At 61.6% G+C, this 16,711-nt stretch carries 16 protein-coding genes; 9 read left to right on the forward strand and 7 right to left on the reverse strand.

Annotated elements, in window-relative coordinates; all coding sequences use genetic code 11:
- Positions 1 to 29: 29 nt before the first annotated feature.
- From R1W01_RS11730 to acs, 4 genes are all read right to left on the reverse strand, one after another.
- Positions 30 to 1,817 (reverse strand): sodium:solute symporter family protein, encoded by a 1,788-nt coding sequence (locus R1W01_RS11730; RefSeq protein WP_243612014.1) that lies wholly within the window; start codon positions 1,815 to 1,817, stop codon positions 30 to 32.
- A gap of 15 nt (positions 1,818 to 1,832) precedes the next feature.
- Positions 1,833 to 2,096, reverse strand: a complete 264-nt coding sequence (locus R1W01_RS11735) for a DUF4212 domain-containing protein (RefSeq protein ID WP_243612013.1) — start codon at positions 2,094 to 2,096, stop codon at positions 1,833 to 1,835.
- 326 nt (positions 2,097 to 2,422) lie between these two features.
- A complete protein-coding gene (locus R1W01_RS11740; protein ID WP_297756837.1) occupies positions 2,423 to 3,028 on the reverse strand; it encodes an adenylate kinase in 606 nt (201 codons plus the stop codon).
- Positions 3,029 to 3,036: 8 nt separating this feature from the next.
- A complete protein-coding gene (acs, locus tag R1W01_RS11745) occupies positions 3,037 to 5,001 on the reverse strand; it encodes an acetate--CoA ligase (protein ID WP_243612011.1) in 1,965 nt (654 codons plus the stop codon).
- 460 nt (positions 5,002 to 5,461) lie between these two features.
- Between acs and dusA the strand changes: the two genes are divergently transcribed.
- From dusA to R1W01_RS11760, 3 genes are read left to right on the forward strand one after another with little or no spacing between them, the layout of a single operon-like run.
- Positions 5,462 to 6,481, forward strand: coding sequence for a tRNA dihydrouridine(20/20a) synthase DusA (gene dusA / locus R1W01_RS11750; RefSeq protein ID WP_297756839.1), 1,020 nt, complete (start codon positions 5,462 to 5,464; stop codon positions 6,479 to 6,481).
- Positions 6,481 to 7,305: a sulfite exporter TauE/SafE family protein gene (locus tag R1W01_RS11755; protein WP_243612009.1), complete on the forward strand. Its 825-nt coding sequence runs from the start codon at positions 6,481 to 6,483 to the stop codon at positions 7,303 to 7,305. Before dusA ends, R1W01_RS11755 begins: the two co-directional genes overlap by 1 nt.
- Positions 7,299 to 8,072 (forward strand): hypothetical protein, encoded by a 774-nt coding sequence (locus tag R1W01_RS11760; RefSeq protein WP_297756842.1) that lies wholly within the window; start codon positions 7,299 to 7,301, stop codon positions 8,070 to 8,072. The genes R1W01_RS11755 and R1W01_RS11760 overlap by 7 nt, the downstream gene beginning before the upstream one ends.
- On the opposite strand, the gene R1W01_RS11765 is transcribed toward R1W01_RS11760, so the two are convergent.
- The 3 genes from R1W01_RS11765 to ccmI are packed head-to-tail and all read right to left on the reverse strand — an operon-like array spanning position 8,069 to position 10,031.
- Complete coding sequence (locus R1W01_RS11765) at positions 8,069 to 8,314, reverse strand: DUF1289 domain-containing protein (protein WP_297756844.1); 246 nt, start codon at positions 8,312 to 8,314, stop codon at positions 8,069 to 8,071. The genes R1W01_RS11760 and R1W01_RS11765 overlap by 4 nt on opposite strands.
- Entirely contained in the window at positions 8,311 to 8,793 is a 483-nt protein-coding gene (ruvX, locus tag R1W01_RS11770) for a Holliday junction resolvase RuvX (protein WP_297756846.1), read from the reverse strand. The genes R1W01_RS11765 and ruvX overlap by 4 nt, the downstream gene beginning before the upstream one ends.
- A complete protein-coding gene (gene ccmI / locus R1W01_RS11775; protein WP_297756848.1) occupies positions 8,790 to 10,031 on the reverse strand; it encodes a c-type cytochrome biogenesis protein CcmI in 1,242 nt (413 codons plus the stop codon). The genes ruvX and ccmI overlap by 4 nt, the downstream gene beginning before the upstream one ends.
- 195 nt (positions 10,032 to 10,226) lie before the next feature.
- Here ccmI and R1W01_RS11780 point away from each other — a divergent pair, with 195 nt between their 5' ends.
- The 6 genes from R1W01_RS11780 (at position 10,227) to R1W01_RS11805 (ending at position 16,705) form a co-directional block, all read left to right on the forward strand.
- Positions 10,227 to 11,474, forward strand: a complete 1,248-nt coding sequence (locus R1W01_RS11780; protein ID WP_297756850.1) for a sarcosine oxidase subunit beta family protein — start codon at positions 10,227 to 10,229, stop codon at positions 11,472 to 11,474.
- A gap of 15 nt (positions 11,475 to 11,489) precedes the next feature.
- Positions 11,490 to 11,819, forward strand: coding sequence for a sarcosine oxidase subunit delta (locus R1W01_RS11785; protein ID WP_243612003.1), 330 nt, complete (start codon positions 11,490 to 11,492; stop codon positions 11,817 to 11,819).
- Positions 11,816 to 14,830: a sarcosine oxidase subunit alpha family protein gene (locus R1W01_RS11790; RefSeq protein ID WP_317275236.1), complete on the forward strand. Its 3,015-nt coding sequence runs from the start codon at positions 11,816 to 11,818 to the stop codon at positions 14,828 to 14,830. Before R1W01_RS11785 ends, R1W01_RS11790 begins: the two co-directional genes overlap by 4 nt.
- Entirely contained in the window at positions 14,823 to 15,392 is a 570-nt protein-coding gene (locus R1W01_RS11795) for a sarcosine oxidase subunit gamma (RefSeq protein ID WP_297756854.1), read from the forward strand. Before R1W01_RS11790 ends, R1W01_RS11795 begins: the two co-directional genes overlap by 8 nt.
- Positions 15,393 to 15,562: 170 nt before the next feature.
- Positions 15,563 to 15,985, forward strand: coding sequence for a hypothetical protein (locus tag R1W01_RS11800; RefSeq protein WP_297756856.1), 423 nt, complete (start codon positions 15,563 to 15,565; stop codon positions 15,983 to 15,985).
- A 120-nt stretch (positions 15,986 to 16,105) separates the two neighbouring features.
- Entirely contained in the window at positions 16,106 to 16,705 is a 600-nt protein-coding gene (locus tag R1W01_RS11805; RefSeq protein WP_243611999.1) for a superoxide dismutase, read from the forward strand.
- The last annotated feature ends 6 nt before the right edge of the window (positions 16,706 to 16,711 follow it).

Raw genomic sequence — 16,711 nt, forward strand, 5'->3', positions numbered from 1 at the left:
GTCGCAAGGGGCGGCCCATCGAGACCATCTTAGTGATCCTGCGCGGCGCCTGCACCTTTCGGCACGCGGACGCTTTCGACGAGATCCTTGATCTCCTGCGGGGTCTCTTTCGTTGCGTTCGCCACGAGATAGGCAACGGTGAAGTTCACCGCGGCCCCGATGGCGCCGAACGAGGTCGACTTGACGGTGCCCAGCAGCGGGTCCGCATCCGTGAAGGAGTTGGTGCCCGGTACGAAGAACCAGCCTTTGTGCAGGAAGATGTAGATGAGGGTCACAACCAGACCGGCCAGCATACCAGCGACTGCGCCGGTGTTGTTGATCTTGGTCGAGAAGATACCCATCATCAGCGCCGGGAAGATCGACGCAGCGGCCAGACCGAAGGCGAGAGCCACGGTTTGCGCGGCGAAGCCCGGAGGGTTAAGGCCGAGATAGGTTGCCACGGCAATCGCAACAGCCATCGCAACACGTGCCGACATCAGTTCGCCTTTTTCCGAGATACCCGGGTTGATGGCGCCTTTGATGAGGTCGTGCGACACAGCCGAGGAGATCGCGAGCAGAAGGCCTGCTGCGGTCGAGAGGGCTGCGGCGAGACCACCGGCTGCGACCAGACCGATCACCCAACCCGGCAGGTTGGCGATTTCGGGGTTGGCCAGAACGAGGATGTCACGGTTGAAGTTGGTCAGCTCGTTTTCAGAGCCCCAGCCGGCCGCTTCCATCTTGGCCACGGTGTCTGCGTCTTTGTCGTTGAAATACGCAATCTTACCGTCGCCGTTCTTGTCTTCCCAGCCGAGAAGGCCGGTCTGCTGCCAGGTCTGCATCCAGTCATAGGCGGCATCGTTGGCGATGGTTTCCGAAGAGACCGGTTCGCCCGAGGCGCCGTTCGGCCAGAACTGTTCAGAGATGTTCAGGCGTGCCATGGCACCCACAGCAGGCGCGGTGAGATACAGAAGCGCGATGAACACCAGTGCCCAACCTGCCGACCAACGAGCGTCAGCGACGCGCGGGACGGTGAAGAAGCGCATGATGACGTGCGGCAGACCCGCGGTACCGATCATCAGCGACAGGGTGAAGAGCACCATGTTGAAGGTATCGGCGTGATGCGCGGTATACTCGTTGAAGCCGAGCTCGGTCACGATCGCGTCGAGTTTCGCCAGAAGCGGCTCGCCCGATGCAGCGTGGTCACCGAACAGGCCGAGGGCCGGGATCGGGTTGCCCGTCAGTTGCAGCGAGATAAAGATCGCCGGGATGGTGTAGGCCATGATGAGCACGACATACTGGGCCACCTGAGTGTAGGTCACACCCTTCATGCCGCCGAACACCGCGTAAGCAAACACAACACAGGCGCCGATGAGGAGGCCGGTGGTGTTGTCCACTTCGAGGAAGCGACCGAAGGCCACGCCAACACCGGTCATCTGACCGATCACGTAGGTGGTCGAGGCGACGATAAGGCAGACCACGGCCACGATGCGGGCAGTCTGGCTATAGAAACGGTCGCCGATGAATTCCGACACGGTGAACTTGCCGAACTTGCGCAGGTAGGGCGCGAGAAGCAGGGCGAGAAGCACGTAGCCGCCGGTCCAGCCCATCAGGAAGGAGGAGTTGTCATAGCCGGTGAAGGCGATGAGACCTGCCATCGAGATGAACGATGCTGCCGACATCCAGTCGGCGGCGGTTGCCATACCGTTGGTGACGGGGTGAACGCCGCGACCTGCAGCGTAGAATTCCGATGTGGAACCCGCGCGGGCCCAGATCGCGATGCCGATGTAGAGCGCAAAGGACGCGCCAACAAACAGCAGGTTGATAGTAAACTGATCCATCTGTGTCTGTCCTTCTTACTCTTCACCGACGCCGTGTTCGGCATCAAGCTTGTTCATCCGCCAGGCATAGTTGAAAATCAGTGCCAGGAAGACGAGGATCGAACCTTGCTGGGCGAACCAGAAGCCCAGATCGGTTCCGCCGACGGCGATGCCGCTCAGCATGGGGCGCAGCAGAATGCCGAACCCGAAAGAGACCAGCGCCCAGATGACGAGGCTGATCAGAATGATCCGCACGTTTGCGGACCAGTAGGCGTTGTTATTGGATGAGTTGTCGGCCATTTTTGGCTCCTCCCTCTATATCCGTTTCCTCCGCAAGAAGATCGCCCGCCAGGCGTGCAATCCCCCCACATTCCCCTTTGCGCGCTTGCCGAAACGGCCCTCACGCTCAGATTTGCCGCGAGTGCGCCCGTGTCGCCAGAGGCGGGGGGCGGTCGAGGCTGCCCTTGTCCTGAAATCCTGGACCGGGGCGGTGCCGGGTGACCGTGATGGCACGTATTCTTGCTGTCACAGTGTCGGCGATATCGTCGGCGCGTCATTAGAAATCCGTGCCGCCGCATCTTCTTGCGGTCTGCCCGGTGGGGCAGGCCGCGTTCTTAGGTGTTGGCCTAGCTCCCGGCCTTGTCGACGATCGCGCCGATGCTGACCGCGACTTCGTCGATCGCGCCGAGGCCATCGATCGACTGAAGGGCGCCCTTGGCGTGGTAATAGCCAATCAGCGGCGAGGTCTTCTTGTAATATTCCATCAGACGCAGCTTGAGGCTCTCCTCGTTGTCGTCCGCGCGGGCCGTTCCGCCCGCGGCGACTGCCTCGGCTGCGCGGCCCACGATGCGGCCGACGAGAACCTCGTCATCCACCTGCATCTCGATCACGGCATCAAGGCTCTGGCCGGTCTTCTCAAGCAATGCGCCAAGCGCGTCGGCCTGGGCCAGCGTGCGCGGGAAGCCGTCGAAGATGAACCCATTGCCTTTGGCGGTGGTCAGTTGTTCTTCGATCAGGCCGATCACGATCTCGTCTGTCACAAGCTCGCCACGGGCCATCACGTCGGCGACGCGCTTGCCCATTTCGGTGCCGCTGTCCTTGGCGGCACGCAGCATGTCACCGGTGGAAAGCTGCACCATGTTGCGTTCTTCCACGAGGCGGGCGGCTTGAGTGCCCTTCCCGGCGCCCGGAGGGCCGAGAAGGATGACGTTGACGGGGGTCTTTGCAGTCATATTGCCGATTACCCTTTGTTCATGCGGTTTTCGATGAGGTCATCGACCACCGAAGGATCGGCGAGCGTCGAGGTGTCGCCGAGCGAGCCATAGTCGTTCTCGGCGATCTTGCGCAGGATACGGCGCATGATCTTGCCCGAACGGGTCTTCGGCAGGCCGGGGGCCCATTGGATGAGGTCGGGCGATGCGATCGGACCGATCTCGGTGCGGACCCAGGTGCGCAGTTCCTTGTAGAGCTCATCGGAAGGTTCGACGCCGTTCATCAGGGTGACGTAGCAATAGATGCCTTGGCCCTTGATGTCGTGCGGGTAGCCGACAACGGCGGCTTCGGCGACCTGTGCGTGGGCGACGAGGGCGCTTTCGACCTCGGCGGTGCCCATACGGTGGCCGGACACGTTGATGACGTCATCGACGCGGCCGGTGATCCAGTAGTCGCCATCTTCGTCGCGACGGCAGCCGTCACCTGCGAAGTAGTAGCCTTTGTAGTCGGAGAAGTAGGTCTTCTCGAAACGCTCGTGGTCGCCCCAAACGGTGCGCATCTGCGAAGGCCAGCTATCGGCGATGCAGAGCACGCCCTCGGTCGGGTAGCTGTCGATTTCCTCGCCGGAATGCGGGTCGAGGACGACAGGTTTGACGCCGAAGAAGGGCTTCATCGCCGAGCCGGGTTTGGTCGCGTGGGCGCCCGGCAGCGGGGTCATCATGTGACCGCCGGTTTCGGTCTGCCACCAGGTGTCGACGATGGGGCATTTCCCTTTTCCGACAACGTCATTGTACCAGTTCCAGGCTTCCGGGTTGATCGGCTCGCCCACGGTGCCGAGGATGCGCAGGTCAGAGAGATCGCATTTTTCGACATACTCGTTGCCCTGACCCATCAGGGCGCGGATCGCGGTCGGCGCGGTGTAGAATTGATTCACCTTGTGCTTTTCGCAGACCTGCCAGAAGCGCGACGCGTCCGGGTAGGTCGGCACGCCTTCGAACATGACGGTGGTCGCGCCATTGGCGAGCGGGCCATAGACGATATAGGAGTGGCCGGTGACCCAACCCACATCCGCGGTACACCAGAAGATGTCGCCGTCTTTGTAGTCGAACGTGTATTCGTGGGTCATCGAGGCGAAGACAAGGTAGCCGCCCGAGCAATGCACAACACCCTTCGGCTGACCTGTGGAGCCAGAGGTGTAGAGGATGAAGAGCGGATCTTCGGCATTCATCTCGGCGGGCTTGGAATACTCGTCCGCCTCGAGCGCCATTTCATTGTAGTCATAGTCACGGCCATCGATCCATGTGGTCTGGTCGCCGGTGCGCTTGACCACGAGGCACTTCACCGTGTCTTTGCAGTGCAGCAGCGCCGCGTCGCAGTTCGACTTGAGCGCGGTTTTGCGGCCCCCACGCGGTGCGGTGTCGGCGGTGATGACAACTTTTGCGTCAGAGCCGTTGATGCGGGCCGAGAGCGCGTCCGGGCTGAAGCCTGCGAAAACGATCGAGTGGATCGCGCCGATGCGGGCACAGGCCAGCATTGCGTAGGCAGCTTCAGGGATCATCGGCAGGTAGATGACAACGCGGTCGCCTTTGCGCACGCCGAGATCTTCGAGGATGTTGGCCATCTTGCAGACCGACACGTGCAGCTGCTTGTAGGTGATGTGCTGCGCTGCTTCGTTGGGATCATCGGGCTCAAAAATGATGGCGGTCTGGTCGCCGCGGGTGGCGAGGTGACGGTCGACGCAGTTGGCGGCGACGTTCAGCGTGCCGTCTTCAAACCATTTGATGTCGATGTTGCCCGGGGTAAAGGAGGTGTTCTTGACCTTCGTGAAGGGCTTGATCCAGTCGACCCGCTTGCCGTGCTCGGCCCAAAAACCTTCCGGATCATTGATCGAGGCCGCGTACATCTCCTCATATTTCGCGGCGTCGATATGGGCAGATGCGGCGAGCTCTTTCGACGGCGGATAGGTGGGGTTTGCGGTTGCGTCAGACGACATCGAGGTTCCTCCCTCATTTCAAAAAGAATGCTGTGGTGAACAGCCGGACTGCCGGAAAAATGCGGTTATCCGGAGTTGCGCAGATCATACCCAAGACTGAAAATTTTGAAATAAGTGCCGAAAAGGAAAGGAAGTTTTTGTAAAAACATTTCCATTTGTAAAGGGTGCTTTGTAAAGACTTGTGAAAATGTTAAGAAAACAAAGTAAAAGCAATGGCTTGCTAGTAAAGGGTGCGGGGGTGTTCTTGCACGGTATCACGTTCGTGTGAGGTGTTTTCCGCTCCTACCCAAAAATAGGTATGAAAACCTGATCTTTTGGTCAAGCGACGCGGCGTCACTTCGCGGGAATCAAGTCCTGCTTGTTTTCGGTTTCGCTGTGCTCCAAATCATGGCAAACGAGGGCTTTCGCGCCGAGGGGTGCGGTTTGCTTGCAACGAGAGGCTCGGGGAGCGGTTGTTCGGATGACGGCGACGGGACAACTTGATTGGGCGGCGCGCCTGTCGGTGGCGCCGATGATGGACTGGACGGACCGGCATTGCCGTTACTTCCACCGTCTCATGTCGCGCGAGACATTGCTTTATACTGAGATGGTCACATCGCCTGCATTGGTGCGGGGCGGGGCGCTACATCTTCTTGATTACAACCCCGAGGAACACCCCGTCGCGCTTCAGCTTGGTGGGTCAGATCCGAAAGAGCTTGGTCAGGCGGCGAAGATCGGGGCGGATGCGGGCTATGACGAGATCAACCTCAACGTCGGCTGTCCGTCCGACCGGGTTCAGTCTGGCACGTTTGGCGCAGTTCTGATGCGTCAGCCGGAGCTTGTCGCCGAGTGTGCCGCGGAGATGATCGCGACGCAGGGCCGGGAGGTCACGGTCAAATGCCGGATCGGCGTCGACGATCAAGAGCCGCGCGAGATCCTACCGCAGTTCCTTGAGACTGTGACCAAGGCCGGGGTGCGTCGTTTCACGATTCATGCGCGCAAGGCGTGGCTTCAGGGTCTGTCGCCCAAGGAGAACCGGGATATTCCGCCGCTCGACTATGGTCTCGTGCAGGAGATGAAGGCGGCCTATCCTGCTCTTCACCTGTCGATCAATGGCGGGATCGAGACGCTCGACGCGGCAGAGGCGTTTCTTGCCGCGGGTCTTGACGGTGTGATGATCGGGCGCGCGGCCTATCATACGCCGGCAGATATCCTGCTTGAAGCGGACGCGCGGATTTATGGAAGGGCCCATGCGACGACGGCGCGGCAGGCGGTGATCGACATGGTGCCTTATATCGAGGCGCACCTGTCGCAAGGTGGCAAGCTCAACCAGATCACACGGCATATGCTTGGCGTGTTCGCCGGAAAACCGGGTGCGCGGGCGTGGCGGCGATATCTTTCGGAAAACGCCTCGCGCCCCGGCGCAGGGCCAGAGGTTGTCCTTGATGCGCTCGCGCATGTGGATGGGGCAGGGGAATTCAACAAGGTGGGGACGGCGTGATGCCATCAATCGTAGATATCTGGCCGCTGGTGGTCATGCTCGTGGTGATCGGTGGCTTTGCCGGGGTCCTTGCGGGGCTTCTTGGGGTCGGTGGCGGGATCATCCTTGTGCCAGCGTTCTTCTATGCGTTTCAGGGTCTAGGCTATGGCGGGCCGCAGATCATGCAGGTCTGTCTTGCCACGTCGCTTGCCACGATCATTGTCACGTCGATCCGATCGGTGCTTAGCCACAACAAGAAAGGTGCGGTGGATTGGTCAATCCTGCGCGCCTGGGCGCCGGGAATCGCGATTGGTGCGGTACTGGGCGTGCTTGTCGCTGCGTCGCTACGTTCCATGACGCTTCAGGCGATCTTTGGCTGTCTCGGTGTCGTGATCGGCCTTTATATGGGGTTCGGGCGCTCGGAATGGCGGCTTGGTGAGGCGATGCCCGGCGGTCTGCGCCGTGCGGTGATGAGCCCGGTGGTCGGGTTCCTTTCGGTTCTGATGGGGATCGGCGGCGGCAGTTTTGGCGTCCCGCTGATGAGCCTCTACAACACGCCGATCCACCGAGCGGTGGCCACGGCGGCGGGTTTTGGCGTTCTCATCGCGGTGCCGTCCGTGGCGGGCTTCCTGCTTTTGGACATCGCAGCGGAGTCAAAGCCGCCCTACACGGTCGGCGCGGTGAATGTGCCGTCCTTTCTCCTGGTGATCGCGATGACGCTTTTGACTGCGCCGATTGGCGTCAAGCTGGCGCATTCGCTTGATCCCAAACCCCTCAAACGGGTGTTCGCGGTTTTCCTGACGCTTGTGGCGTTGAACATGCTGCGCAAGGCGTTCGGATGGTAGACGCGCTTTTGCAACGTGGCTGGTGCCGCTTTGCAGAGGATGCGGCGGTCCGCGCTTGGGCCGAGGCGGCGTTGCCAGCCGCGCGGGTGGCGATGCACGATCCCGCGCAGGCGCATTGGTGGCAATGCGAAGACACATGGTTTGTCGGGGTGGACGCTCTCGACAATGATGCACGGGGCGCGGTGGCCGGTGGGCCTTCGCTTTGCGGCGCACCTGTGAGCGTCATTTCAGAGATGTTCGGGTCGCTGCCCGCGCTGCACAAGGCACAGGTTTCGGTGGTGCGGGAAGGGTATCCCAAGCCGCGCGCGGGCGAGAGTGAGGCGGCGTTCGGCTATCGCCTGCGCCGGGACGCGGCGCATGTGGATGGCATTCGCGCCGAAGGGGCGGCGCGGCGGCGCAGGATCGCGGAGCCACATATGTTCATCCTTGGCCTGCCGCTTACGGATGCAGGGCCGGAGGCTGCCCCGATGGTGCTTTGGGAAGGCAGTCACGAGATCATGCGCACCCGTCTTCGCGACGCACTTGCAGATCACAAGGCCGAGGATTGGGGGCAGGTCGATATCACGGAGGCCTATGTCGCGGCGCGGCGCGAGGTGTTCGAGACCTGCGAGCGGGTCGAGGTGCATGCTGTGCCGGGAGAGAGCTATATTCTGCACCGGCTGACCTTGCATGGTGTTGCGCCGTGGCGTGCGGGGGCAGGGGATCGCATCATCGCCTATTTCCGTCCCGAGGTTGCCACAGTCGCAGAGTGGATCGAAGCGCCCTAGCGGTCGAGGCGTGCAGCCCGCCCGCCGCGGCGTTTCTTGAGGCGCGGCGCGCGGGAGGGAAGCTCTTCCATGATGGCGCGGCGCTCTTCCGGGGTCTTGCGGGCCCAGCCTGTGATTTCTTCAATCGACCTGTAGCAGCCCGTGCAGATGCGTTCCTCAGGGTGAATCACGCAGAGCTTGATACAGGGGCTTTCGATTTCGTCGCGTTTCCAGACCTTGTCTGTCTCGGTGGGTCCGCTCATGACAGGCTCCTCAGATGGCGCAGGCGATCCAGCGCTCCTTGGAGGATATAGGAGGCGGCGACGTGATCGATAACCTCTGCGCGACGTTTTCTTGACGTATCCGCCTCAAGCAGCGCACGTTCGGCGGCCACGGTCGACAGGCGTTCATCCCAGAAGCAGATCGGGATTGCCGTCAATTGCGCCAGATTGCGCGCGAAAGCGCGGGTCGATTGGGCGCGCGGGCCTTCGCTTCCGTCCATGTTGCGAGGGAGGCCGAGGACGATACCGCCGACGCTTCGGGAATCGATGATCTCGATCAGGCGAGCGGCATCTATTCCGAATTTCTTGCGCTTGATGGTCTCGGTGGGCGTGGCGACCGTCTGGAAGCTGTCGGAGAGCGCGACGCCGATGGTCTTGGTGCCAAGATCCAGCCCCATGAGCGTCTGGGTGTCGGCGATGGCCGGCAGGAAATCTTCGACGCTTTCATGGATGTGGATCATTCGGCCACACCTGCGCGGGCAGCACCGTTGAGCAAGATCGCCAGAGCGGCCTCATCCCCGGCAAAGATCTCTTGAGCTTCGGCATAGGCGGCTGCGGCGCGGGGCGTGTCGCCAAGGACGCCATAGGCGCTGATGAGTTGCGACCATTCCATCGCGGAGCCGCCTTCCTCGGCGAGACGCTCGGAGAGCTGCGAGACCATGTTCTGAATCATCGCCTGCTGGTCCTCTGCGGTCATCTCGGAGGCGTTTTCCATGTCTTCCTCGCTCGGACCGCGCAGCATCGGGGCGTTTGCGGCGGGTTGTTCCGGGGGGAGGGTGAACTTTTCGCCCGCGCGCCATGCGAGCTCTTCGATCCGGCTTCGGATGGCGGGAATCCAGGGCGCGTTTGGCGGGCCTTCGCGCAGGAGGCGTTCCCACATGTCAAAGGCAAGGTCCGGGCGATCGCTTTGAACCAGCATCAGGCCCCAGTAGTAGCGCACAACCGGGTGGCGCGGGTTCTTCTCCATTGCGGCGCGCAGTGACGCTTCGGCTTCGGGCGAGACATAGCCCTGTGCGGCGTTGATGAGCAGTTCTGCATGGAACAGGTAGTCTTGCACCTCGGCCTCGGCACCCTTGAGGCGCAGAACCTCGCCCTGTGCCTTATAGGCGGGGCGCACATTGCCGAGATTGGCCTCGTTCCGTGCAAGAAGCACTTGTCCCTGAAGGTCATCGGGGCGTTCGGCCACCGTGTCGCGCAGCTTGGCGATCAGATCCTTGAATTCGCCCTGCGGTTCATTCAGGGGCATTGGCGGCAGCTTGGCTTCGTACTCGGCTTGGCTTGGTCGCGTGTTGTGCTTTTCCTCGGCTTCGGCGATGCGGGTTTCGAGGGGCAGGTCGCGGAACCCTGGTTTTCCGACGGTGAAATAAAGACCAACGCCACCGGCCACCACGATGAGCGCGACAAGAGCGGCAAGGGGGGCGTCGCCGCGGGTATCGGATTTGCCGCCTTCTTCGGCATGGCGCAGCTGAGCGTCTGCCGACAGGATGCGGCGCGAGACTTCGGCGCGCAGACGTTCGCCATCTTCTTCGCCGATCACACCGCGCGCGACATCCTTGTCGATCTCCTTGAGCTGATCTCGGTAGACGCGGAGATCATAGGCAGCGGGATGCTCTTGGCCTTGCTGGCCACGCGTCAGGGCGCGGGCCAGAAGCCCTGCGACGATCAACGCGAGAACGAGAGCGATAATCCAGAATGCCATGGTGCCTCCTTGGGGTGCCAGCAAAGGTATTTCGCCTCTTCATCTATAGTTTCGGGGCGATGTGAAAAAGGGCAAATGGACGCGGACGACATAGATGTCGCAACCAGGATGCAAACTGACGGTTTACGGTCGTGGTTTTCCTGCGTGACGGTCCAATACAGGATGACACCCGTTTCAGATCGGAATCAGCTGCACATGAGACGTTATTCAGCCTTTGCCATCGCCCGTGAAGCCGCCCGGTATCATACCGGTTGGGAGCGCGCATGGCGTTCGCCCGAACCTAAGAAGAAATACGACGTGATCATCGTCGGTGCCGGGGGGCATGGTCTTGCGACCGCCTATTACCTCGGTAAGAACCACGGCATCACAAATGTCGCGATTATCGAGAAGGGGTGGCTTGGCGGCGGCAATACCGGCCGGAACACGACCATCATCCGCTCGAACTATCTTCAGGATCCTTCGGCCGCGCTCTACGAAAAAGCGCGCTCGCTCTATGAGACGATGAGCCAGGACCTGAACTATAACGTGATGTTCTCGCCGCGCGGCGTCATCATGTTGGCGCAGACCCAGCACGAGGTGCGCGGTTATCAGCGCACGGCCCATGCCAACGCGCTTCAGGGTGTGCAGACCGAATTTATCGGGCCGGAACGTGTCAAGGAATTGGTGCCGATCATCAATATCGACGGGCCGCGGTATCCGGTGCTCGGCGGTCTCTGGCAGGCGCGCGGCGGCACGGGCCGTCACGATGCAGTGGCCTGGGGCTATGCGCGGGCCTGCTCGGATATGGGCATGGATATCATCCAGAAATGCGAAGTCACCGGCGTGCGCCAGGAAGGCGGCAAGGTCAAAGGCGTGGATACCACCAAGGGTCCGATCGACTGTGACAAGCTCGGCCTCGTGGTCGCGGGCAATTCCGGCGATCTCGCCAATATGGCGGGCTTCCGTCTGCCGATGGAATCCGTGGCGCTTCAGGCGCTGGTCTCCGAGCCGATCAAGCCCTGCATGGACGTGGTCGTCATGGCGAACACGGTGCATGGCTATATGAGCCAGTCCGACAAGGGCGAGATGGTCATTGGCGGCGGCACCGACGGGTTCAACAACTACACGCAGCGCGGCTCGTTCCACCATGTGGAAGAAACTGTACGCGCGCTTTGCGAGACCTTCCCAATCGTGTCGCGCCTGAAGATGCTGCGTCAGTGGGGCGGGATCGTGGACGTGACCGGCGACCGTTCGCCCGTCATCGGCAAGACGCCGCTTGGCAATTGCTTCATCAATGCGGGTTGGGGCACCGGCGGGTTCAAGGCGATCCCGGGCGGTGGCTGGGCCACGGCGGATCTCATCGCCAAGGGCGAGCCCGGTCCGCTTTGTGCCGAATTTGGCATGGAACGTTTCATCGAAGGCCGCTTTATCGACGAGAGCGTCGCGGCCGGTGTGGCACACTAAGGAGAGGGCAAGGACATGTTGACACTTCAATGCCCCTATTGCGGCGTTTGGGCCGAGGAAACGGAGCTTCATGCCGAGGGCGAGGCGCATCTGAAGCGCTTTGGGCCCGGCTCGGAAGACGAGGCTTTCGAAGGCTATCTCTTCATGCGCGAAAACCCCAAGGGGGTGCATTTCGAGCGCTGGCGCCATTCGAACGGCTGCGGCAAGTTTTTTCACGCCGCGCGCTCGACCACGACGCTTGAGGTCTTTGGCACCTATTCGGCACAGACTTTGGAGCCGCCGCAGGAGATCAAGGACAAGATTTCGGCCAAATATCCCGGCTGGAGCTGGAGGGAATTCGCATGAGCACGCGTCTCGCACAAGGCGGCCGTCTGCTGAACAAGGGCAAACAGCTCCACTTCAGCTTTAACGGCAAGCAGTTTACCGGCTACGAGGGCGACACGCTCGCCTCGGCGCTTCTCGCCAATGATCAGCTCATGATGGGCCGGTCGTTCAAATATCATCGTCCGCGCGGGCCGGTGGCGAGCGGGGCCGAAGAGCCCAACGCGCTCGTAAACCTCGGCAAGGGCGGCAACTTCGAGCCGAACCAGCGCGCCACGACGACCGAGCTTTTCAATGGTCTGACCTGCGAAAGCCAGAACCACTGGCCGAGCCTCGAATTCGATGTCGGCGCGGTCAACAACTATATGACCCGGTTCTTCCCGGCGGGGTTCTACTACAAGACCTTCATGTTCCCGCGCGCAGCGTGGAAACACGTCTTTGAACCCATCGTGCGCCAGTCTGCGGGCCTCGGCAAAGCGCCGAAGGATCGCGACGCGGATACCTATGAGCACTTCTATGCCTATGTGGACGTGGTCGTCATGGGCGGCGGTGTTGCCGGTCTTCAGGCGGCGAAGGCCGCAGGTCTTTCTGGGGCCAAGGTTCTCCTGATGGAGCAGACGGCGCATTGGGGCGGCCGCTCTATGGTCGATGGCGGTGAGGTCGATGGTCAGCCGGTGGCGGACTATGTCGATGCTCTCGTGGCCGAGCTTGAGGCAATGGAAAACGTCACCCTGCGCAACCGTATGATGGGCGCGGGCGTCTATGATCACGGCTATGTGCTCGGCTATGAGCGGGTGCGCGATCATGCACCGCTCGAGGCTGGGCCGCGTCATCGCCTGTGGCGCATCCGTGCCAAGCAGATCGTCACCGCAACCGGCGCCATCGAACGGCCGCTTTCTTTTGCGGGCAACGATATTCCGGGCGTGATGCTCGCCTCGGCGATCCGCGATTACGTGGTGGACTATGGCGTGTCCGTTGGGGATCGCACCGTGGTCGTGACCAACAATGATGATGCCTATCGCACCGCGATTGCCATCAAGCAGGCGGGCCTCGAAGTGCCGGTCATCCTTGATGCGCGCGCCGGTGGCGGCGGGGCGCTGGCCGATGAGGCACGGGCGCTTGGCATCCGGGTTGAGAACGGTAAAGGCATTGCCAAGGTCAAAGGCGGCAAGCGCGTCACGGGCGTGGCGATCTGTGCCCAGGCCGGGGAAGGCGCTGTGCTTGAAGAGATCAAATGCGATGCGGTCGCCATGTCGGGCGGCTGGTCGCCGGTGGTGCACCTGTGGTCCCATTGTGGCGGTAAGCTCACCTGGGACGAAGCGCAGGCGCATTTCCGCCCCGACCCTTCGCGCGCGCCGACGAGCCATGATGGCGAGGCCTTCGTGACCGTGGCCGGGTCGGCCAATGGCTATCTCGATCTCGCGCAAGGGGTGAAAGACGCCCATGATGCGGGCAAGGCCGCGGCCAAGGCGGCGGGCTTTACCGCGACGCGCAAGGCGGCACCGAAAGCCGCAGAGGCGCCCGAAGCCGCGATGGAGCCGGTCTGGCTCATGCCGCAGGGTGCAGGCCCGGAGCTTCGCATCAAGGCATGGCTCGACTATCAGAACGACGTGAAGGTCTCGGACGTGCGGCTTGCCGCGCAAGAGGGCTATGAGAGCGTTGAGCACACTAAGCGTTACACCACGCTCGGCATGGCCTCGGATCAGGGGAAACTCAGCAACATCAACGGTCTGGCGACGCTCGCCGGTCAGTTGAACGCGCCGATCCCGTCGGTGGGCACGACCACGTTCCGCCCGCCCTATACGCCGATTTCCATGGGATCGATCGCGGGCGAGGCACGGGGCGACGTGTTCCAACCGCTGCGCCGCACGCCGATCCACGCATGGCACGAAGAACAGAAAGCGTTCTTCGAGCCGGTGGGCCATTGGCGCCGTCCGTACTGTTATCCGCGCACTGGCGAGAGCCACGGCGAGGCGGTCAAACGCGAGATCCTGCAAACCCGCAACAGCGTGGGCATGCTCGACGCCTCGACCCTCGGCAAGATCATTGTCAAAGGGCCGGATGCGGGCAAGTTCCTCGACATGCTCTACACCAACATGATGAGCACGCTGAAACCGGGGCGCTGTCGCTATGGTCTGATGTGTAACGAGAACGGCTTTCTGATCGACGACGGCGTTGTCGCCCGGATCGACGAGGACACCTTCCTCTGCCACACCACCACCGGCGGTGCGGAACGTATCCACGGCTGGATGGAAGACTGGCTCCAGTGCGAATGGTGGGACTGGAAGGTCTTTACCGCCAACGTGACCGAGCAATATGCGCAGATCGCCATCGTGGGTCCGAATGCGCGCAAGGTGCTTGAGAAACTCGGCGGGGATATGGACATCTCGAAAGAGGGCCTGACCTTCATGGGCTGGAAAGACGGCAAGATCGGCGATTTCGATGCGCGGGCCTACCGGATTTCCTTCTCGGGCGAGCTTTCTTACGAGATTGCCGTCCCGGCAAGCCAGGGCCGCGCCTTCTGGGATGCGATCCTAGAGGCCGGCGAAGAGTTCGGGATTATGCCTTACGGCACCGAAGCGCTGCACGTGATGCGAGCTGAGAAGGGCTTTATCATGATCGGGGACGAGACCGACGGGACGGTGATCCCGCAGGATCTCAACATGCAGTGGGCGATCTCCAAGAAGAAGGAAGACTTCCTTGGCAAGCGCGCGCAGGAACGCCCCCACATGGCGAGCCCGGAACGTTGGAAACTCGTCGGCCTCGAGACGCTCGACGGATCGGTCATTCCCGACGGGGCCTATGCGATTGCCGAAGGCGAGAACGCCAACGGCCAGCGCAACACCCAAGGGCGCGTGACTTCGACCTACTATTCACCGACGCTTGACCGGGGCATCGCGATGGCGCTTGTCCATCACGGGACGGATCGGATGGGCGAGGTGATCGAACTCAACAAGGTCGATGGCAGCACCGTGAAAGCGAAAATCGTCGATCCGATCTTCTTCGACAAAGATGGAGAGAAGCAAAATGTCTAATGTCGTCAGTGCATTGAATGGCGTCTCCCAGTCGGGGATCGCTTTGGTCGAGGAAACCGGCCTGCGGGGCATGATCACGGTGCGGGGCGATCTCGCATCCAAGCCGATGGCCAAGGCCCTGAAAGACGTGCTTGGCGCGTCGGTGCCGGAACAGCGCCAGATCGCCAGTGGCGAGAAGGGCGCGGTGGCCTGGATGTCGCCGGATGAGCTTCTCGTGATCTGCGATCACGGGGCCGCCGAGGACATCATCGCGGCGCTCAACGCGGCGCTGGCGGGCGAGCATGTGCTTGTTGTCAACGTCTCGGATGCGCGGGCGGTGTTCAAGGTTTCGGGCGAGTGCGCGCGCGAAGTCATCGCCAAACTCGCGCCGGTCGATCTTGCGCCGGGCGCGTTCGAGCCGGGCATGATGCGTCGCACGCGGTTTGCGCAGGTCGCGGCGGCATTCTGGATGAATGATGATGGCTCTTTCGAGATCATCTGTTTCCGCTCGGTGGCGCGGTATGTATTCGACCTGCTTTGCGTCGCCAGTGTGGACGGCAGCGAGGTTGGCTTTTTCGGCTAGGTCTCTCCCTGTAAGACTTGGAGAAAACGCCGCCTCAGATCGAGGCGGCGTTTTGCGTTGCGGGAGGATCACGAATTCGCCATTCGGCCTGTGTTCTGCGCGAACTGGTTGAGAAGTGCGGGCGGGGCGGGTAGGTCTTTGACGTGTAATTTCTAGAAGGACCGTTCCCCGTGTTCACATCCAAACCTCACTCGTTTCTCGTCGCAGGGGGGCTGAGCCTTCTTCTGATGACACCGGCGCTGGCGCAGACGTATGAGTGCGAGATTCGCCAGCGGAGCTGGGCCGGGTTGATCTCGGAGAGCTACCGTTTCGAAATTGAGGCTGAGAAGGGCCGGGTTCTGGTGCTTGACCCGATTATCCGCTTTGCCGAGGGCAAACCCGTCAAAGGGGCGTTTGAAAGCCTGTCGGATACGGAGACGCGGGTCATGTGGTCGGTCGAGGATGTGCCGATCGCGCCGGAAGGCGGACCGACGGATGCCACGTTTGAAGCGGTTCTGACCAAAGACGAAACCACCACCGTGCAAGTCAAGGCGGTTTGGTCCGATGAGAGCGATGCGGGCAACGGCAAGGGGCGTTGTGTGCTGGCGCAGTAAGGGGTTTGGGGTTTTTCGGTTGAAAACCCGGGCTTTTAGGGCGCTTTGGGGTTGACCTTCCGGGGGTGACGGACCCATTTGTTGTGCAGAACAACCGCACGAACACGAAGGAACCTTACAATGGCTTTTGAACTTCCCGATCTTCCCTACGCTCATGACGCGCTGGCCGATTTCGGCATGTCGGCGGAAACGCTCGAGTATCACCACGACCTGCACCACAAGGCCTATGTCGACAACGGCAACAAGCTGATTGCTGGCACCGAATGGGAAGGCAAGTCGCTCGAGGACATCGTAAAGGGCACCTACGATGCAGGCGCCGTGGCGCAGAACGGTATCTTCAACAACGCGTCGCAGCACTGGAACCACATGCAGTTCTGGGAAATGATGGGGCCGGGCAAAGGTGCGATGCCGGGCGCGCTTGAGAAAGCGATCGTTGAGAGCTTTGGCTCGGTCGACGAGTTCAAATCGCAGTTCTCCGCAGCAGGTGCTGGTCAGTTCGGCTCGGGCTGGTGCTGGCTCGTGAAGAACGCGGACGGCTCGCTGGCCGTGACCAAGACCGAGAACGGTGTGAACCCGCTCTGCTTTGACCAAACCGCGCTTCTGGGCTGCGACGTGTGGGAGCACAGCTACTACATTGACTTCCGCAACAAGCGTCCGGCGTACCTCACGAACTTCCTCGACAACCTCGTGAACTGGGAAAACGTGGCGTCGCGCCTCTGATCGTTT

Origin of the sequence: Shimia sp. FJ5 (genome assembly GCF_032918335.1) — a bacterium.
GTDB lineage: Bacteria > Pseudomonadota > Alphaproteobacteria > Rhodobacterales > Rhodobacteraceae > Shimia > Shimia aestuarii_A.